Here is a 16,570-nt window from a genome sequence, read left to right on the forward strand (position 1 = left end):
CCCTATTCTCCTTCCAGCTTCGGGCCCGACGAATGTCCGCCTTTGTCACCTTCCTTCAGGGTATGAGCGGCGACTTGTGCCGCTTCCCGCGCGTATCCCCGCGCCGACGATGCCATTGCGCGACCTGCCTCAGCAGTAGCTGTACCTCCAGCGCTACCGCTCGAGACCTGATCGATGGCGAAAGCCCGCGCTGGCGCGCCCGCGGCCGAAGATGCCCCCGTGAGCGATGCCGCGGATCGAACGGCAGCCATCGAACCGCCTGCCGCTGCGCGCAGGCCGCCGACGGCCGCCGCTCCGCCGCCGATCGCGACCGCTGCTGCACCCGCCACCGTCCCGGCAGCCGCTCCGGCTCCCAGTTGAGGGGCGCCTGAGACCAGGCCCGCTGCGATCCCGGGACCAAAGATGCCGAGGCCGAACAGCGAGAGCGCCGCCAGCAGCAGGCTCATGGCTGAGGCAATGTCGATCGGCCGGGTCAACGTTCCCGCGAGCTGACCGAAGATGGTCGAGCCGATGCCAATGATGATAGCGAGAACCATCACCTTCACGCCCGATGCAACGACGTTGCCGAGGGTCTTTTCCGCAAGGAATGCAGTCTTCCCCCACAAGGCGAACGGCACCAGAATGAAGCTTGCCAGCGTCGTCAGTTTGAACTCAATCAGCGTCACAAAGAGCTGCACCGAGAGCACGAAGAACGCGAGCACGATCAGGATCCAGCAGAACAGCAGGATCAGGATGGTTGGCAGGTTAGTCAGGACGTCGAAGCCCGTGAACTGGGCGGTCTCCTCCAGCAGCGGATGTGCCGCCGTGAATCCGGCAGCCGCAACAAAGCCCGGCCGCGCCAGGTCGGAAGCGCTTAAGCTCCCGCCCGAGGCCTTCAACCCGATGCCGGAGAACGACGCAAAGATGATGTCCGCGAGGCTTTTGAAGTTGCCGATGATGAACGCAAACGCGCCGACATAGAGCACCTTCTTGGCAAGCGTGACCAGGATCTGGTCATCGCCACGCGTGCTCCAGGCGAGCCCCGCTAGCGTCAGGTCGATGCCGATCAGGGTCGAACTGAGCAACGAGACTTCGCCAGACAGAAGACCAAATCCGGAATCGATGTAGCGGGAGAAGGTCTCGGTAAAGCGGTCAATGACGGAAAGGTCAGTCATGGTGCCCTCGCCTACTTGCCGCCAGCGTAGGCATGGTCGTCGCCAATGAAGCGGATGAACCGCTCCTTTGCGGCAGCGGCCGAAGCCTGCTGCTCGGCGGCGCGCAAGGTTTCGGCGCGCGCCTGCGTTGCCATCAAAGCCTGAGCCTGCAGCGACTGTTTGATCTGCAAGGCGAGAAGCTCATTGCTCGACTGCTGAGCCTGCAGGGAGCCTATGGCAGTGGACGACCTGGCCATCAGTGTCCGCAGGGTCTGGCCGTCCTGATCCAGGCTGCCGACAATGGCCGATTGAACGGTGAGCGACTGCTTCAGTCCATCGTAGCTGTTGTCCCAACGTGCTGTTGCGTCCTGAACCATCTTGTCGGACGAGATCGCTGCCGCGTATTGCCGCGGATATAGCCGCTGAAAGTCCTGCTGCGCTGTCCGAACATCAAACGAGATGTTCTTTGCCTGACTGATCAGGCCGTTCATCTGGTTGATGGTTGATGTCAGCTGACCGACGACGCTGGTGGGGAGACTTGCGAGGTGCCTTGCTTGATTGAGAAGCGACTGCGCCTGGTTTTCCAGGCTCCTCACCTGATTATTGATCTGCTCAAGCGCTCGCGCGGCGGTCAGGAGATTCTGGCCGTAGTTCGTAGGATCGAAGACGATATCGAACGCCCCGAGCCGCCGCGACCCGTTCACGGCGATGACGAAAGATAGCATTGTTGTTATTATAATTCTTGAGGTTGTACCCGTGAAGATGCGGCCGAGACGTTCGAGCATGGAAGACTCCAGGGATTTGTGTTGAAGTCAGATCTTGTGGGCTTGTTCGAAGGTGCTGATCAGGTTGGCGGCCCAATGCAGGCCGCGTTCGTTGAGGTAGCGTTCGCCGAAATGGCGAGGCCCGGTGCGGCTGAGAACCGCGTCAATGGCGCGCTGATCCTCTGGCGAGGACGCTCCGACGAAGGCAAGCGCGACTGGTCCAAGGCCAAGCTCGAACATGCGGTTGCCGGCGCGGGACTGCAGATAGTAGTCACGCTTGGGAGAGGCTTCCGCGATCAGGCGTACCTGCGTGTCGTTCAGACCGAAGCGTCGATAGGTCTCGGTCTGGGTCGGCTCGAGGGCACGCGGGTTGGGCAGGAAGATCCTGCTCGGGCAGGACTCGATGATCGCGGGCGCGATTTCGCTGTCCGCGATATCAGCAAGCGACTGCGTGGCAAAGATCACCGCCACGTTCTTCTTGCGCAATGTCTTCAGCCATTCGCGAATCCGGTTCGAGAACAACGGATCATCAAGGAAAACCCAGGCTTCGTCGAGCACCAGCAAGGTCGGCCGCCCGTCGAAACGAGCCTCCAGAGCGTGGAAAAGATAAGTGAGCACGGGCGCGACCAGGCCTGGCAGCGCCATCAGCTCTTCCATCTCGAAGGTCAAGACATCGGCGCTCGACAGACGATCGGCATCCGCATCGAGGAAGCGGCCGTAAGGTCCCTCAAGCGTATAAGGCTGGAGCGCCTGACGCAGGGCATCCCGGGCGAGCAAGGCGACGAGCCCGGTCATCGTGCGTTGGGATATGGGTGCAGTACCGAGGCTCTTGAGCGCCGACCAGATGGTTTCCTTGACCTCCGGCGTCACAGTCACCCGCTCATGGGCAAGCACGCCGCAGAGCCAATCAAGCGCCCAAAGCCGCGCCCCCTCCTCGGCAACTTCCTTCAGGGGCTGAAACGCGATGCCGCCTTTGGCCCCGAGTTCGTACCACTCACCCGAGAGGGCAAGTGTCGTGGCGCGCGCGGAGCGCCCCTTGTCGAAGGTAATCAACTGGGCATTCGGGTAGCGTCGAAACTGCAAGGCCAGCATCGAGAGCAGCACAGACTTGCCGGCGCCAGTTGGCCCGACGACGATCGAATGCCCAACATCGCCGGCGTAGAGCGAGAGCCGGAACGGAGTTGCCCCTTTTGTCTTGGCGATCAGAAGCGGCGGTCCATCGAGGTGCTCGCACCGTTCGGGTCCGGCCCATACCGCCGACAGTGGGCACATATGGGCGAGGTTCAGGGTATGTACGATGGGCTGGCGGATGTTGGCATAGGCTTGGCCCGGCAGACCGCCGAGCCACGCCTCGACCGCATTGACGCTCTCGCGGATGGTCGTGAATCCCCGGCTGTTGATCACTCGTTCGACCGCACGGATCTTTTCGTCCGCCTGATGCGAGTCCTCGTCACTCACGGTGACCGTCGTCGTGATGTAGCCGAAGGAAACCAGGTCGTCGCCGAGCTCGGATAACGCGGCGTCCGCGTCGAGCGCCTTGTTGCTGGCGTCGGTGTCGAGCAGCGCCGCTTGCTCGTTGAACATGACCTCTTTCAGGATCGCTGCGAGCGACTTCCGCTTTGCAAACCATTGCCGCCGGTAACGCGACAGAGTGGCATTGGCCAGGGTGCGGTCGAGCGGCAGAAATCGGGTCGCCCAGCGATAGGCAACACCAAGCCGGTTCAGTTCGTCCAGCAATCCGGGAAAGGTAATGTGCGGAAACCCAAGGACGGTCAGCGCCCGAAGATGGCTGCGCCCGATTGCCGGCGACAATCCCCCGGTCAGCGGCTCATCGCTCAAAAAGCAATCGAGATAGGCTGGAATCTCGGGAACGCTGACCTGATGGCGCTTGGTCGAGACGCAGCTATGAAGGTAGGTGAGCGTCTCCGTATCGTTGAGGGGCCAGATCTCCGGTAGGACCGACGATAGGAGATCGATTGCCCGGTCGGTTTCCTGGACGAACCGCTGGAGGTGATCGCGATAGCCATGCTCGCTCCGCTCTGCGTTCTGGCCCTCGATCTGGGTGTCACGGATGTTGGCTTCTGCCGGTTCTTTCCCTCGCTCAGCGTCACTGACCAGAGGACCGCGACGAGCAGACCGGTTCCTTCGGACTCGCAGATCCTTCTGCCTCGGACGCTCCAGGAACAGGCTCTCGAGGCGCGAGACCCTCTCGGCCGGCGGCAGGTACATCAAGGTCAGGTGCAGCACGCTCTCAAAGTGCTGCCCGCCGGGGCGTGACGGATCCTCCCATGTCGCCCCGGCGGCACCCGCAAACGCGGCGCGGCGCTCCTCGTCGACCAGCCAGGAGACCGCATCCGGAAACTCTGACCGCAGATATTCCGACGCCGGGATGCGCGTTGCATCAAAGAAGAGTGCCCAGCCCGAGCCGAAGCGCTTCAGAACGTTGTTCACACGTGACGCGACGCTCATGAGTTCGGCCTCGGTCGCGCTGTCGAGGTCTGGTCCGCGGTAGCGGATCGTCCGCTGGAAGCTGCCATCCTTGTTCAGGATGACACCTGGAGCGATCAGGCAGACCCAAGGCAGCCAGTCCGCCAGCCGGTACGCGTCTCGGCGGAATTCTCTCAAGTTTAGCATGCGAGCGAAGCCTTGTGCTTGGTGTGACGGACGGCGACCTCGACAAAGGCGGGATCGCGCCTGGCAAGCCAAACCGCGATGGCGTGCCCGACGATCCAGAGCACAACACCTGCGAGCCAGAGCCGCAGGCCAAGCGCCAGCACGGCCGACAGGGTGCCGATCAGGATGGCCGCAGAGCGCGGCGCACCACCGATCAGAATGGGCTCGGTCAACGAGCGGTGAAGCACGAGTTCGAAGCCATCCGGGCGCATCAGATCAGCGCTCCGCCGCCAAACGAGAAGAACGACAGGAAGAAGGAGCTAGCAGCAAACGCGATGGAGAGGCCAAAGACGACCTGGACCATCTTGCGAAAGCCACCCGAGGTGTCGCCGAAGGCAAGCGAAATGCCGGTCACCGTGATGATGATGACGGCGACGATCTTCGCGACCGGTCCCTGCACCGACTCCAGAATGCGCTCGAGCGGTGCCTCCCACGGCATGCCTGAGCCTGCCGCGCGGACGGCCGGAGCGGTGAGAACCATGCAGGCGACGCCTGCTCCAAGCTCGATGAGGAAGTGCTTGCAAGCGCGACGACAGCAGAAGCGCGCCGTTGAACGAAACAAACAAGGCATGTCGTACTCTCCGTGTGGATCAGGGACGATGGGAGGCGTTTGGGAGACCGGGAGGCGTCTCCAGGAGGTAATCGCCGGCAGGATCAAGACCCTTGAGGTCGGCGATCGCCTCGATCCGGCGCGCGGGACCCCGCCCCCTGATGAACACGACCAGGTCGATCGCCTCGGCGATGAGCCGGCGAGGCACAGTGGCGACCGCTTCCTGGACCAATTGCTCGATCCGATAGAGCGCAGCACGCGCCGAATTGGCGTGAACCGTGGCGATCCCACCCGGATGGCCCGTATTCCAGGCCTTCAGCATGTCGAGGGCCTCGGCGCCCCTGACCTCGCCCACGATGATGCGATCAGGACGAAGGCGAAGCGTGGAGCGCACGAGATCTGCAAGGCTCGCGACGCCAGGCTTGGTGCGGAGCGTCACGACATCCTTGGCCTCGCAGCGCAGCTCGCGCGTGTCCTCGATGATGACGATGCGCTCATCGAGGCGCGCAATCTCCGCCAGGAGCGCATTGGCAAGTGTGGTCTTGCCGGATCCGGTGCCGCCCGCAACCAGGATGCTGCGGCCTTCGGCAACCGCGGCCGCCAGCACCTTGGCCATCAAAGGCGTGGCGATCTGCGCCCTTACGTAGTCGGACAGGAGAAACGTCGTCGTTGCAGGCTTGCGGATGGCAAAGCACGGCGCGAGCGAGACCGGCGGCAGGACGCCTTCGAACCGCTCGCCAGTTTCGGGAAGCTCAGCCGAGATAATCGGGTAGCATGCACTTGCCTCAGCTCGGACATGACTCGCGACCAGACGGATGATCCGCTCCGACTCCTGCGGCGTCAGAATGACGCCGGTATCGGCACGTCCTGACCGGTGCCGCTCAAGCCAAAGCCTGCCGTCTGGGTTGACGATCACCTCAACAACCTCGGCCTCCTCCAGGGCCAGCGCGATCGCCGGCCCCAACGCGGTCCGCAACATGCCACGGCGGCGCTCGCGGGTTTCGGGCGAGAGAAGGTCAGACATGGCCGACCTCCTCTCGCCCCGCCGGAGACGGCCCCGGCTGCTGACCCGTCGCATGGTGCGGGCGGGATTCTGTCCCTGTCTGTGCGTTGCCGCCGCCGAGCGGCGCGCCTTCCTCAATATGCCGCATGAACAGGTCCGGATTTGACGTCGAGACCTGTTCCATGACGTCCGCAACCAGCCGGCCGCCGGAGGCGATGCGCTTGCCGACCTGCGCCACGAACATCTCGAAGCGCTCGCGCCCCAGCGCACGTGCCGCGTCCTGGTCTCCGGTGGGCAATGGCGGCGTGATCGTCAGGTAGTAGCGAACGAAGAGCGCGATGGTTTCCGCCATGATCGAGAGATCACGCTCCGCGCGATCAAGCTGCCGGTTCATGCGGTCAAGCCTGCGCAGAAGCGCTGCGTCACCGCTTGCGTCCCGTTCCGGATTGAGGAAGCGATCGAGGGCGGCGTCGACGATGGCCGACTTGTTGGTGCCGGGTCGTCTGGCAGCCAGTTCGAGCCGCTGCGCCACGCTGTCAGAGACATAGGCGGATAGTTTTGGTTTCATTGGGAGTGCCCTCAAAATGCAGGAAGGAGATCGTCGTCATCGCGCGTGACCGCGTGAGCGCTGCGGATGGTGCCGGAGGCGTTTGCCGCGCGTTGCATCTGGTTGCGATCTGCCGCGACATCTGCCTCGTCATCGAGCAGCCGCTCCTCGGTAAATCGCGCCGCCTCGGCTCGGGAATCAGCTTCCTCAAACAGCGGCAACTGCTGCTTCAGCCCGCCCTCCTGCGCAGCCGCCTGCATCAGGTCGCGGTACGGAAGCGTTGCCAATCGAAGATCGACGGCCCGGATCTGGCGATCCCAGTCGCTGGGACGCGGTGCTGGACGGTCGCGGCATTCACCGGCATCGAGGCGCGGAGACGGATGCAAGCGCGTTACAAAATTTGCATCCTCATAGTGCCTGAGCTTGCGAGCCCGAACCGGCGCCAGCCCCGAGACGAGCACGATGGCCTGGTCTTGTGGCAACTGCATCACCTCGCCCGGAGTGAGCAGCGGCCGCGCGGTTTCCTGGCGGCTCACCATGACATGGCCAAGCCAGGGGGCGAGCCGGTGACCGGCATAGTTCCTTTGAGCCCGTAGCTCGGTCGCGGTGCCGAGTGCATCGGAAATGCGCTTGGCAGTGCGCTCATCATTTGCCGCAAAGGCGATACGGACGTGGCAATTGTCCAGGATCGCATTGTTCTCGCCATAGGCCTTTGCAATCTGGTTCAGCGATTGAGCGATGAGGTAAGCGCGGATGCCGTAGCCAGCCATGAAGGCGAGCGCGCTTTCGAAGAAGTCGAGCCTGCCGAGAGCCGGAAACTCATCCAGCATCAAGAGGAGTTGACGTCGCTTCGCCTCGCCTGCCGTGATGTTCAAGGACTCGGTCAACCGGCGGCCGATCTGATTGAGGATCAGCCGGATCAGCGGCTTGGTGCGGCTGATGTCTGACGGCGGCACGACCAGATAAAGCGTGACCGGCTTATCCGCCGTGACGAGGTCGGCGATGCGCCAGTCGCAGCTCTCGGTATTGCGGCTCACAACCGGATCGCGATAGAGCGCAAGGAAACTCACGGCGGTCGACAGCACGCCGGAGCGCTCATTTTCAGATTTGTTGAGGAGCTCCCGCGCGGTCGCGGCGACGACGGGATGGACCTTGGGCTCGGCCTCGGTTCCGAGGTGATTGGTGGCCAGCATGATCCGCAGCGTCTTCTCAAAGGACTGCGCCGGGTCAGCCAGTATCTCGGTGACGCGGGTCAGCGTCTTTTGTTGCTCTGCATAGAGCACATGAAGGATGACGCCGACGAGCAGCGAGTGGCTGGTCTTCTCCCAGTGGCTTCGGCGCTCCAGGGCCCCTTCCGGGTCGACCAGGATGTCGGCAATGTTCTGGACATCGCGGACTTCGGCCACTCCCTTGCGGACTTCGAGCAACGGATTGTAGCGCGCGCTTGCTGGATCGGTCGGATTGAACAGCAGGCAATGCGAGAAGGTCGAGCGCCAGCCAGAGGTCAGCTCCCAGTTTTCGCCCTTGATGTCGTGCACGACAGCCGATGAAGTCCAGGACAACAACGTCGGAAGCACGAGCCCCACGCCCTTGCCCGACCGGGTCGGTGCGAAGCACATGACATGCTCGGGTCCGTCGTGACGCAGATAGCGATCTTCAAATCGGCCAAGGAACACACCCTTGCCTGCGAACAGGCCGGCGGCGCGGATCTCCTTCGCAATTGCCCAGCGGGCGGAGCCGTAGGTCGTGACCAGCTGGTTTTGCCGTGCCCGCCACACCGAATTGACGATTGCAAACAGCGCGCCCGCAATGCCGCCCGCCGCCGCGATGACCCCGCCCTCCTCAAATATCTCGGGTGCGTAGGCCTCATAGGCGAACCACCATTCGAACAATCGCCAGGGCAGATAGACCGGATAGCTGCCAATGGCGAACCAAGGTGCACCAAGCCGCGGCTGAAATCCGAGCGCTGCCGCCGTCCATTGCGTCGCCCCCCATGTCGATGCAACGACGATACCGAAGACAACCGCGATCTGGCCGACGTAGATTTTTGCCGGAAACATTTTCCGCCCCACTCAACGCTCGCAACGAGCGCGTCGAGATGAAAAGCGGGATGGCGGATCGCATTCAACCTGAATAAAAATTGCCGTCGGCAACGAGATCCGGCTCGATCATATCCATCGAAGTGAAATCGTTGCTGCGGCAATCTCAGCGTGGTTGAGGAAGCGCCTCAATTGAAGGTGAACGGCACGATCAAACTTGATCACCGGTCCGGCCTCGCCCCGTATAGCTCGTCGCAACGGGCTGCCCCGAGGTAACGAAACGAATCGAACGAGGCCGCTCGCGCCTTCACATCGACTGCCGGCCCGAAAGGGCCGCGCGTCGGCCAAAGCATCGCTGCGCGACGGACTGCCCAACTCGCCATCGATCTTGCAATGCGGGCGCGTGCGGAGATTGGCGGCCCTATTCTCCGCATGATTTGCGGGAATTCCGCCGGAAATTCATCACGAGCCAATCAAAACTACCATAATACCTAAATCAAGTTTTGTCAAAGTTGACAAAGTTGCACACGCGCCCAATATTCAGGTCGGAGTTCAGCTCATGTCCAAGGCACAGTCAAAGCCCTCCGGTACCGAGGATCTGTCCGTCCATGGGGACGGTGTGATGATGGTACTTAAGCAGAAGCCCGGCGCTTTGAAGAGCCTGGAGCTTCCCGCCGATGCGCAGGTCGCGATTGTCTCCAAAAGCGCGACCGCGCTGCAGAAGGTGCGTGAGCGAAACAAGCAATTGACGGGTCAGGCGTTCCGGTTCTTCTCCGAAGCCGCAAAGAAAGCTGCTGTCGTCAACAAGGACGCGTTCACGCCCGATGCCCGCGCGCTCGCCGTTCTTGAAGGCGTCCGTATTGCGCAGGAGGATCTTCGGCGATCTGGCGGCGCGTATGATCTGGAGCAGGTCAGAACGCTCCTGCGGGGAATCTCCCGGCAGGCCGTCGACAAGCGCGTGCAGGAAGGCAGCCTCCTTGCCGTTCCCGGTCCCAGTAACCACCGGAGCTTTCCGACCTTTCAGTTCAACGTCGACGGCACCGTCGTCGAGGGACTCAAGTCGGTTCAGGACGCCCTGCCAACCAACAACCCCTGGACCGTTCTGAATTTCCTGGCTCGGCCAGACGATCGGTTGGGCGGCCGCAAGCCGATCGACCTGCTCCGGGAAGGCAAGGTTGAACTTGTGGTCGAGGCCGCCCGGCGAATGGCTCAGCAAGGCGCGTGACCGCTCCACTGCCGCCCGGCGATCTCGATCGCCGCCGTCCCCGCCAGGTCCGGCTACGGCGAGGAACAGTCGTCCATCGGTTCTACACGGCCGAGTACGACCCGATCTTTTTCGACACCTCGCGTCTTGGCCGGCTTAATGCGCCCGACGGAAGCTACGGCGTTCTTTACGCAGCTCGGGAGCCTTTTGGCGCATTCGCAGAGACGTTCCTCCGCGTGCCGGGACGGACCCTGCTCGATACCGGCCTGCTCCGACGCAAAGCCTACGCGCGTCTCGAGATCACAGAAGATTTGGCGCTGATCAGATTGGCCGGTCCATCACTCGCTATTGTCGGCGCGACTGCCGAGGTGGTCCATGGCGGATTGCCCTACGACGTGCCGCAAGCCTGGTCGAAGGCGCTTTTCGACCATCCGCTCAGTCCCGACGGCATCGCCTACTACGCCCGCCACGACGACGAAGGCCTTTGCTATGCGCTGTTTGATCGCGCACGCAGTTCGGTCAGAGAAATCGATCGACAGACCAACCTCGATCAGGACTGGTTCTGGCGGCTTGCGCAGCGATATAGGGTCGGACTTGCACCGGGCTGACGAGAGGCTCGAGCTAGCGGCCGATGCCCCGTTTTATTCCGATCGACCAGGAAATGCCCGCTCCGCCGACACTGCCGCTGACGAACTGTCCACGCGCGCGTTCCAGAACCGGCCGCCAGGGCACCAGGACAAATTCGCGCGACTGCTCGATCAGGGCGTATCGCCCGCTATTGAGTGTCAGCATCCGCTTGTAGACGCCGCTGAGGTTGTCGCCTGCCCTGACGTTGCGATACTCGAGCCCGGTGCGAGCCGAAATGCCCACCGCGGTCCCCGCCAGCTCGCGCTCTTCAAGGGCGCGCAGCATGTTCCGCGCAAAACGCATCCGCCCTCCTTCCTGTCGTGCGAGCCCCTCTTCGATCAGCCATTGCCGTCTCGCCCGCAACGCCGTCTCGACCTCCGCTCCGAAGCCGATTGACGCGAGCCCACCCGTTTCCTTTCCGAGAAGCTTGCGGTCGAGCCAGGTCGCACCGACCGCGTGCGGCAGCTCTTCGAGACTTTGCCATGACAGCACCGCGACGCGGAATGGATTGCGCACGCGCTGGAGCTCTTCATACCGAAGCGCCCGATCGAGATAGTCCTCGCCGACCTTCCAGCCGTCATCGGCAAGGCGGCTCACCATCCCTAGCCGACGCATTGCCTCCAGTCGCCGGACGTGGGTTCCGATATATTCACCCGATGCCTGGGGATCGAACTCCCGGTGCAGGCGCTCGCTGTAACGACCGCGATTGGCCGCGGCCACTTCAGCGATGGTCCGGTCGATCTGGCGAGCCGCCGCGGAGCGCGGCCTAAGCTCCAAAATCGTGCTCCGTGCGGGCAGCTCTTCGTTAGCCCCGAGAACGCCGACCTCGGCATAATGTGTCCGCCCGTCGACCCCATCGATTACCACATAGCGGCGCTCCGTCAGCTCATCCGCAAACCCTTCGCCGACGACCCGTCCGATCAGACGCTCACTGTCATGCTGCGGATCGAAGATCGCATAGCTGCCTGACGCCCGCGAGATTCCCGCCGCTGTCAGCTCGCGATGCATGGTCTTGATGATGTCGCCACGCTCGCCCATGCGCCTGAGCTTCGCTTCGAGCTCGGCGTCAAGACGCCAGCGGCCGGGCTTGCCTTCTTCCGCCAATCCCATCCGCTCGAGCGTCCGTAGCCGGCCCATCCGCATCGTGTGCCAGACCGGACCTCGCGCAGTCTGTGCAGGCTCAAGGACACCATGCGGGGCGTCGCGTAGAATAGCCCGGTCAAGCCGCGTGAACCGCTCGGCCGTTACCTCCCGTTGAAGCTTGAGTGCGGCCTCGATCTCGGTTTCGGGACCGAGCTCACGGGTAGCAAGGTCCCCTGCGCGCGCCCGCAGGCCGTGGGCAATATAGTCCCGAGCGATCACGAGGTCGTGCCCCGCATCATCCCTGCCACGGAGCACGACATGGCTATGCGGATGCCCCGTGTTGAAATGATCCGCCGCGACCCAGTCGAGCCTTGAACCGAGGTCACTCTCCATCTGTCGCATCAGATCACGGATGAACGGCCTCAGGTCGGAGAGCTCGGCGCTATCCTCCGGTGCCACGATGAAGCGAAACTGGTGGCGGTCGCCGGCGCTGCGTTCAGTAAACGCCTTGCCGTCGGCCCGGTCGCTCCCCGCGTCGTAAAGTTCTCCGGGCTGACCTTCTCGCGTCACGCCGTCGCGTTGCACGTAACGCAGATGCGCCCGGACGGCGCCCGTATCGCCGGCCTTGATGCGTACGATCCGTGCCTTGATCACGACCCGGCGTCGTCCCTCGCTCCGGCTTCGGCCGGCGAGCACCGCACCTTGCGCGTATCCGCGGCCGATACGGCCGCCCGAGAAATTCGAGGCGCGATCAACACTTGGACCGGCGCGTTCGGCGGCCTGCCGAACACGTCGGAGATATCCGGTCGGCTTTCTGGCCTTGCGGTTGCCGATCCGGCCTAGTTTCGGTTTGACCTCGTCGTCATCGACACCATGCATGTCGCGTGTTCCCGGTTGAGAAGACCGCGGATATGTGAAGCCAATGAGCCCTCGCCAAGTCGCAGACGCGAACGGTGAGCACTTGCACTGCCTTGAAGCGCTATTGGCGGCATCGCGTCGCGCCGTATCGCCAACTCCTGGATGTGCAGACAAGGGCTTGAGGCTCATCGAGCGCCAGTCCTTTAATCTTGCTCTCTCGTTCTGCTCTTTCAGCCCCTGGACCTCAATGGACAGGCTCTTCCGGTTGCCGAAGCTGTGATCAACGATCGCGCGGGATAGAAGCGCACATGAGCGATGCGCGCCCCCTTCCGGGAGCGCGCACAATCGGCATTGCGTGCCGCATCAGTTGTCAGGATTCCACGTCCAGATGGGACGCGCCACGCCCAGAACATTGCATCTGAGCACCGGTCCGAAGTAGCGCGAGTCGAACGAATTCGAATGCGCTTGTAGCAGGAAGAACTCCCCCTCAATCAGCCTCATGCAGCCTTTCCATGCTGGCAGCGCTCGGCCATCTCTGCCCTTCTCGAAGGTCTCGGCGACCACCTTTCCGTTGATGGCAATTGTTCCGTTGGGCTCGTCCGAGCGACACACTTCGTCTCCGCCGGCTGCGGCAATCTGCTTGATTAGCGGCACGGAGGGCGGCAAGAGGCCACGCGCGACCAGCATCAACTCGACCAGCGCAGGCGGCTCGATCACCGCCATCTCGCCGCGCTCGGGCAGGCGATTTTCCAGGCGATAGAACCCGAGCGGCGCACTGCCCGACCCGTTGTAGACGACGAGCGGCGCATGTGGCGCCGACGCAACGATGGTCGCGACTATCGACACGGAAATGACCGCAAGCACGGCGGCCCTTGTGCGCAAGCGCTGCGATCTAGCGATCATCGGAGGTCGACTTTCGCTTGCTGGCCTTCGAATAATCGACGAGGTCTTCGATGTCGTAACGGACGTAGCGTCCATGCTTGCGATAATTGGGCCCTGTGCCCTGGACCCGCATCTTTTCAAGCGTGTTCTTGGTCAGCCGCAGCCAGGCGGCCGCCTCTGTCGTGTTCAGAAATGGAGAGTCGGACTCTTTCTTCTCGCTTTCCGTCATCATCGACGTTTCCCTGTCATGCCCGCAAAATGCGAGAGCGAGAGGAAACCTCGTCAAGGACGAATGCTCATGGAAGTGTCGAAGATGGCCCGGAAATTGTCGCCACCCCGCAAGGGGAAGCGCGGTCCAGTCAGGCGAGAAGTTCGCGATAGCCACCGCGCATCAGTTCCTGGCCCTTGGCAACCAGACGGCGGGTGCGGTCTTTCAGGAACTGGCTCGTCCCGCCCCAATCGTCGGCGACGCGTTGCTCGCCGAAGATCGCGATCGCTATCTGGCGATAGGTCTTGCCTGCCATGCTTTCATCGAGCGCGATCAGCGCTTGATAAAGGCGCTCATCATTGGCGAATGGCGACCGTCCGGTGCGAGCTGTCTCGGGCCTTTCGAAGCGCTGCAGAGTCCTGAGCCGCTCGGTCTGGCTGTTGAGATCATCGAGCCCGTCGAGCTCGAACACGAGCCGGGACGGCCGGGTCAGGACCCCGACATCGTGAAGTTCAACGGCTACGTTCATGCCTTGCCCCTTCAGCATCACCACGGCAATCCCATCGGCGCCGATGGCCACCGCACGGTCAACCTTGAACGTTGCAAGCGGTGAGGTTCGACCGTCATTGACGCCATCGGATGCCCTGCAGCGGGCACGAACCCGGCGGCGGTTGGCGGATGCCAGCCAGAAGACCGGAGCGGCGCGGGCCGGAGCACGGGGATCGGCAAAGGCGTAGAGCCCCCATCGTTCGGCGTGCGGATAGCGCCGCCGCAGACGCAGCAGCCTCGTGCCGTCGGACAAAGTGATGCAAGGAAGATGCCTTGGCACCGAGGCGCGCCAACCCTTGGCATAGTCCGGGTTGCGACGGAGGAATTCCCAGGCCCAGTCGCTTGAATCGTAGGCATCGATTGCATCGCGGCCGCCCGCCGCGCCTGCGTTCCGCCATGGGCTACTGAAGCCTTGTCGATCCAAGCGCAGCCCCCAGGGCGAGTCGTCTGCGACGATGGTCGAAAGCGATTGCGGCGCCAAGGTGGCCTCCGCGCTGGGCGCGCGGAGGCCTTGCGGCTTGCGTCAGTCCGCCGGGTTCCAGATCAGCGCGAAGACGTTCTCGTCGTCCTGGCCGGCGGCGCGGCCGAGGTTGGCGTAGAGCTTGCGCGGTCCGAACTCGGGCGCGGCCAGCGACAGGCTCACATAGTCCTTGCGGCTGTTTTCTCCGCGGCGGATCCAGCCTGCGCCGATCTCGACGCCCTGGGTGACGACCCGGAAGTCCGGCTGAGCGTCCGCGGTCTTGTCGTGGTTGGCCACGATGTCGATGTCGGTCCGGATGGACACGGTCTTGAGCTGCCCTTTGTAGCCGCCATTCTCGGTCTTGGTGACGTATCCGATCGCAGTCATGGTTTGTCTCCTTTGATGCCGCAGAGGCCGATCCCCTGCGATGGCGAGACCGTGATGGGAAGCGAACCGCCGCCGAACCCGTCAGGGGCGAAGCGCAGCGGCGCACCCGAGTGAACGAGTTTTTTGAGGCGAAGCTGCCGCGAGGAGCCGGGGCCGCAAGGGAGCGGCGGGGAAAAAAGGAGATGGCGAGGGTTTTGGACGGCGGAGCGCTTCCCATAGGTCGTCACGCCCGAAAGCAGGAGGTCGTCCCTCTCAAGGCTCAAGGAGCACAGCCATGACTGAGCCGGATGCTCCGGATCGGCGCCCGGTCTCAAGGGTAAGACCCCATCCAACGGACGAGCATTGGCAGCGTGCCCAACCACGGCAAGACCGCGGACACACGTAGACTCCGCGTCGTCATCCTGGGTTCGAGACCGGTGCGGGCCGCGCGAGCGGAAGCGACCGCAAGGACTAGTGAGCTTACCGCTGCCGCCGGGGCTGCCGGACGCACACACCTGACAGCCTTCCACGACGGCGGCCCGCTGACGACTTCGCAAAGCGCGCTCCTGGTGTCGGCCGGTCGCAAGCATCCGCCTGCGCAGCATGCGTGAGGTGCTTGTACTGCTTGATCGTCACGCAACCGCAGCGCTCGAACGGGCTGCGTTAACCCAACACGGTATCAATTTTGCTAGTATCGGATTAGCTTGATGATGCGTGCGCCACTTGCGGTGCTCGCGAACACGTCAGGCCAACACAAAACCGAGAGGACCACATGGCTAAGAAAGCGAAAAAGGCAAAGACCGCGAAGGCAACCAAGAAGGTCGCCAAGAAGACCAAGAAGATGAAGAAGTAAGCGCGGCTTTCCGCGCTTCAAGCCGCCGCGGCATCGCGCCAGCCTCGATGTCGGCGCCGGATGTATCGTAGGATGCTCCCCGGCAAATGACGCGGCGACGATCAGACCGGCCCCATGTGCACATGGCCCAAGAGCCTCTGGATTGATGCACATGGGTCCGGTTTTTTTGATCCCGTCTCTCGCCGCCGTCAGCCGCTTCAGCCATCACGTTAATGCGCTTCCAACGGCCGCATGCCTCGTCGTGTCCCACTGTTCGCGTCGCTGGAACAGGCATCCGGACGGCCTCCGGCTGCAATGCATTGACGGTAGCGCCAGGGCTCGACAAATCGTCCGCTCCACATGCCGGTCTGTTTCGCGCGCGCCTCGGCCTCGGCAGGCGCATAGTCGCCCTTGCTGTAGCGCGGCCAGTCGATCGCAAGTCCGCCGCGCACCAGCCAGTCGGCAAGGTCAACCTTGCCGGCGGAGCAAACCGCGATCGTCCGCCCGTATTGGTCGTGGTCGACCTCGACGCAGGCTACCGTCTGCCTGCCTATGAAGGCGGCAAGCGCATTCGATGCGATCTGCCCGCAGCGATAGCGCTCGCCGTGCCGGTCATGGCAGAGCTGATCGTGTTCAGGGGCATCGATCCCGAAGAGGCGTACGCGTGTCGCACGAATTTCGATGGTGTCGCCGTCGATCACGCTCGCCTGCCCGGTCGCGTCGCCGGCGCGGACGGGGCCCGCCAGCGTGGCGGCGGTAAACAGCAGGATGAGCGCGCGGCCGAGAGCCGGC

16 protein-coding genes are annotated in these 16,570 nt (G+C 63.2%); 2 read left to right on the plus strand and 14 right to left on the minus strand.

The features are described from left to right. Positions 1-2 precede the first annotated feature (2 nt). The 8 genes from trbL to QDT69_RS04275 form a co-directional block, all read right to left on the minus strand. Positions 3-1,154 (minus strand): P-type conjugative transfer protein TrbL, encoded by a 1,152-nt coding sequence (gene trbL, locus QDT69_RS04240; protein ID WP_279705382.1) that lies wholly within the window; start codon positions 1,152-1,154, stop codon positions 3-5. 11 nt (positions 1,155-1,165) lie between these two features. Continuing rightward, entirely contained in the window at positions 1,166-1,918 is a 753-nt protein-coding gene (gene trbJ, locus QDT69_RS04245; RefSeq protein ID WP_279705383.1) for a P-type conjugative transfer protein TrbJ, read from the minus strand. A gap of 27 nt (positions 1,919-1,945) precedes the next feature. Beyond that, on the minus strand, positions 1,946-4,531 hold the full coding sequence (gene trbE / locus QDT69_RS04250; protein ID WP_279705384.1) for a conjugal transfer protein TrbE: 2,586 nt from the start codon (positions 4,529-4,531) through the stop codon (positions 1,946-1,948). After that, positions 4,525-4,782: a VirB3 family type IV secretion system protein gene (locus QDT69_RS04255; RefSeq protein WP_279705386.1), complete on the minus strand. Its 258-nt coding sequence runs from the start codon at positions 4,780-4,782 to the stop codon at positions 4,525-4,527. Before QDT69_RS04255 ends, trbE begins: the two co-directional genes overlap by 7 nt. Then, positions 4,782-5,078: a TrbC/VirB2 family protein gene (locus tag QDT69_RS04260; protein WP_279705696.1), complete on the minus strand. Its 297-nt coding sequence runs from the start codon at positions 5,076-5,078 to the stop codon at positions 4,782-4,784. Before QDT69_RS04260 ends, QDT69_RS04255 begins: the two co-directional genes overlap by 1 nt. An 82-nt stretch (positions 5,079-5,160) precedes the next feature. After that, entirely contained in the window at positions 5,161-6,144 is a 984-nt protein-coding gene (gene trbB / locus QDT69_RS04265; protein ID WP_347952023.1) for a P-type conjugative transfer ATPase TrbB, read from the minus strand. Continuing rightward, the gene (locus QDT69_RS04270; protein WP_279705388.1) at positions 6,137-6,655 is read right to left on the minus strand and encodes a CopG family transcriptional regulator; all 519 of its coding nucleotides are present in this window, start codon (positions 6,653-6,655) and stop codon (positions 6,137-6,139) included. The genes trbB and QDT69_RS04270 overlap by 8 nt, the downstream gene beginning before the upstream one ends. 47 nt (positions 6,656-6,702) lie before the next feature. Next, a complete protein-coding gene (locus QDT69_RS04275; RefSeq protein WP_279705390.1) occupies positions 6,703-8,730 on the minus strand; it encodes a conjugal transfer protein TraG in 2,028 nt (675 codons plus the stop codon). 538 nt (positions 8,731-9,268) lie between these two features. On the opposite strand from QDT69_RS04275, the gene QDT69_RS04280 reads away from it, so the two are divergent. After that, complete coding sequence (locus QDT69_RS04280) at positions 9,269-9,934, plus strand: hypothetical protein (protein WP_279705392.1); 666 nt, start codon at positions 9,269-9,271, stop codon at positions 9,932-9,934. Next, on the plus strand, positions 9,931-10,521 hold the full coding sequence (locus QDT69_RS04285; RefSeq protein ID WP_279705393.1) for an RES family NAD+ phosphorylase: 591 nt from the start codon (positions 9,931-9,933) through the stop codon (positions 10,519-10,521). Before QDT69_RS04280 ends, QDT69_RS04285 begins: the two co-directional genes overlap by 4 nt. Before the next feature lie 13 nt (positions 10,522-10,534). On the opposite strand, the gene rlxS is transcribed toward QDT69_RS04285, so the two are convergent. The 6 genes from rlxS to QDT69_RS04315 all read right to left on the minus strand — a co-directional run bounded on the left by rlxS (position 10,535) and on the right by QDT69_RS04315 (position 16,479). Further along, on the minus strand, positions 10,535-12,502 hold the full coding sequence (gene rlxS, locus QDT69_RS04290) for a relaxase/mobilization nuclease RlxS (RefSeq protein WP_279705394.1): 1,968 nt from the start codon (positions 12,500-12,502) through the stop codon (positions 10,535-10,537). 342 nt (positions 12,503-12,844) lie between these two features. After that, a complete protein-coding gene (locus QDT69_RS04295) occupies positions 12,845-13,345 on the minus strand; it encodes a S26 family signal peptidase (protein WP_279705395.1) in 501 nt (166 codons plus the stop codon). Between the two features lie 28 nt (positions 13,346-13,373). Next, on the minus strand, positions 13,374-13,595 hold the full coding sequence (locus QDT69_RS04300) for a helix-turn-helix domain-containing protein (protein WP_050421224.1): 222 nt from the start codon (positions 13,593-13,595) through the stop codon (positions 13,374-13,376). A gap of 127 nt (positions 13,596-13,722) precedes the next feature. Further along, entirely contained in the window at positions 13,723-14,601 is an 879-nt protein-coding gene (locus QDT69_RS04305; protein WP_279705396.1) for a DUF2285 domain-containing protein, read from the minus strand. 42 nt (positions 14,602-14,643) lie between these two features. After that, positions 14,644-14,967 (minus strand): DUF736 family protein, encoded by a 324-nt coding sequence (locus tag QDT69_RS04310; RefSeq protein ID WP_279705397.1) that lies wholly within the window; start codon positions 14,965-14,967, stop codon positions 14,644-14,646. Between the two features lie 1,041 nt (positions 14,968-16,008). After that, entirely contained in the window at positions 16,009-16,479 is a 471-nt protein-coding gene (locus QDT69_RS04315) for a thermonuclease family protein (RefSeq protein ID WP_347952020.1), read from the minus strand. Between the last annotated feature and the right edge of the window lie 91 nt (positions 16,480-16,570).

The sequence above is a fragment of the Bradyrhizobium sp. CER78 genome, from assembly GCF_029846235.1.
Taxonomy (GTDB): Bacteria; Pseudomonadota; Alphaproteobacteria; order Rhizobiales; family Xanthobacteraceae; genus Bradyrhizobium.

What these genes read in the sequence shown, in the direction of transcription:
- trbL (WP_279705382.1), bottom strand. Translation starts at nt 1,154, where the DNA reads ATGACTGACCTTTCCGTCATTGACCGCTTTACCGAGACCTTCTCCCGC.
- trbJ (WP_279705383.1), bottom strand. Translation starts at nt 1,918, where the DNA reads ATGCTCGAACGTCTCGGCCGCATCTTCACGGGTACAACCTCAAGAATT.
- trbE (WP_279705384.1), bottom strand. Translation starts at nt 4,531, where the DNA reads ATGCTAAACTTGAGAGAATTCCGCCGAGACGCGTACCGGCTGGCGGAC.
- QDT69_RS04255 (WP_279705386.1), bottom strand. Translation starts at nt 4,782, where the DNA reads ATGCGCCCGGATGGCTTCGAACTCGTGCTTCACCGCTCGTTGACCGAG.
- trbB (WP_347952023.1), bottom strand. Translation starts at nt 6,144, where the DNA reads ATGTCTGACCTTCTCTCGCCCGAAACCCGCGAGCGCCGCCGTGGCATG.
- QDT69_RS04275 (WP_279705390.1), bottom strand. Translation starts at nt 8,730, where the DNA reads ATGTTTCCGGCAAAAATCTACGTCGGCCAGATCGCGGTTGTCTTCGGT.
- QDT69_RS04280 (WP_279705392.1), top strand. Translation starts at nt 9,269, where the DNA reads ATGTCCAAGGCACAGTCAAAGCCCTCCGGTACCGAGGATCTGTCCGTC.
- rlxS (WP_279705394.1), bottom strand. Translation starts at nt 12,502, where the DNA reads ATGCATGGTGTCGATGACGACGAGGTCAAACCGAAACTAGGCCGGATC.
- QDT69_RS04300 (WP_050421224.1), bottom strand. Translation starts at nt 13,595, where the DNA reads ATGATGACGGAAAGCGAGAAGAAAGAGTCCGACTCTCCATTTCTGAAC.
- QDT69_RS04310 (WP_279705397.1), bottom strand. Translation starts at nt 14,967, where the DNA reads ATGACTGCGATCGGATACGTCACCAAGACCGAGAATGGCGGCTACAAA.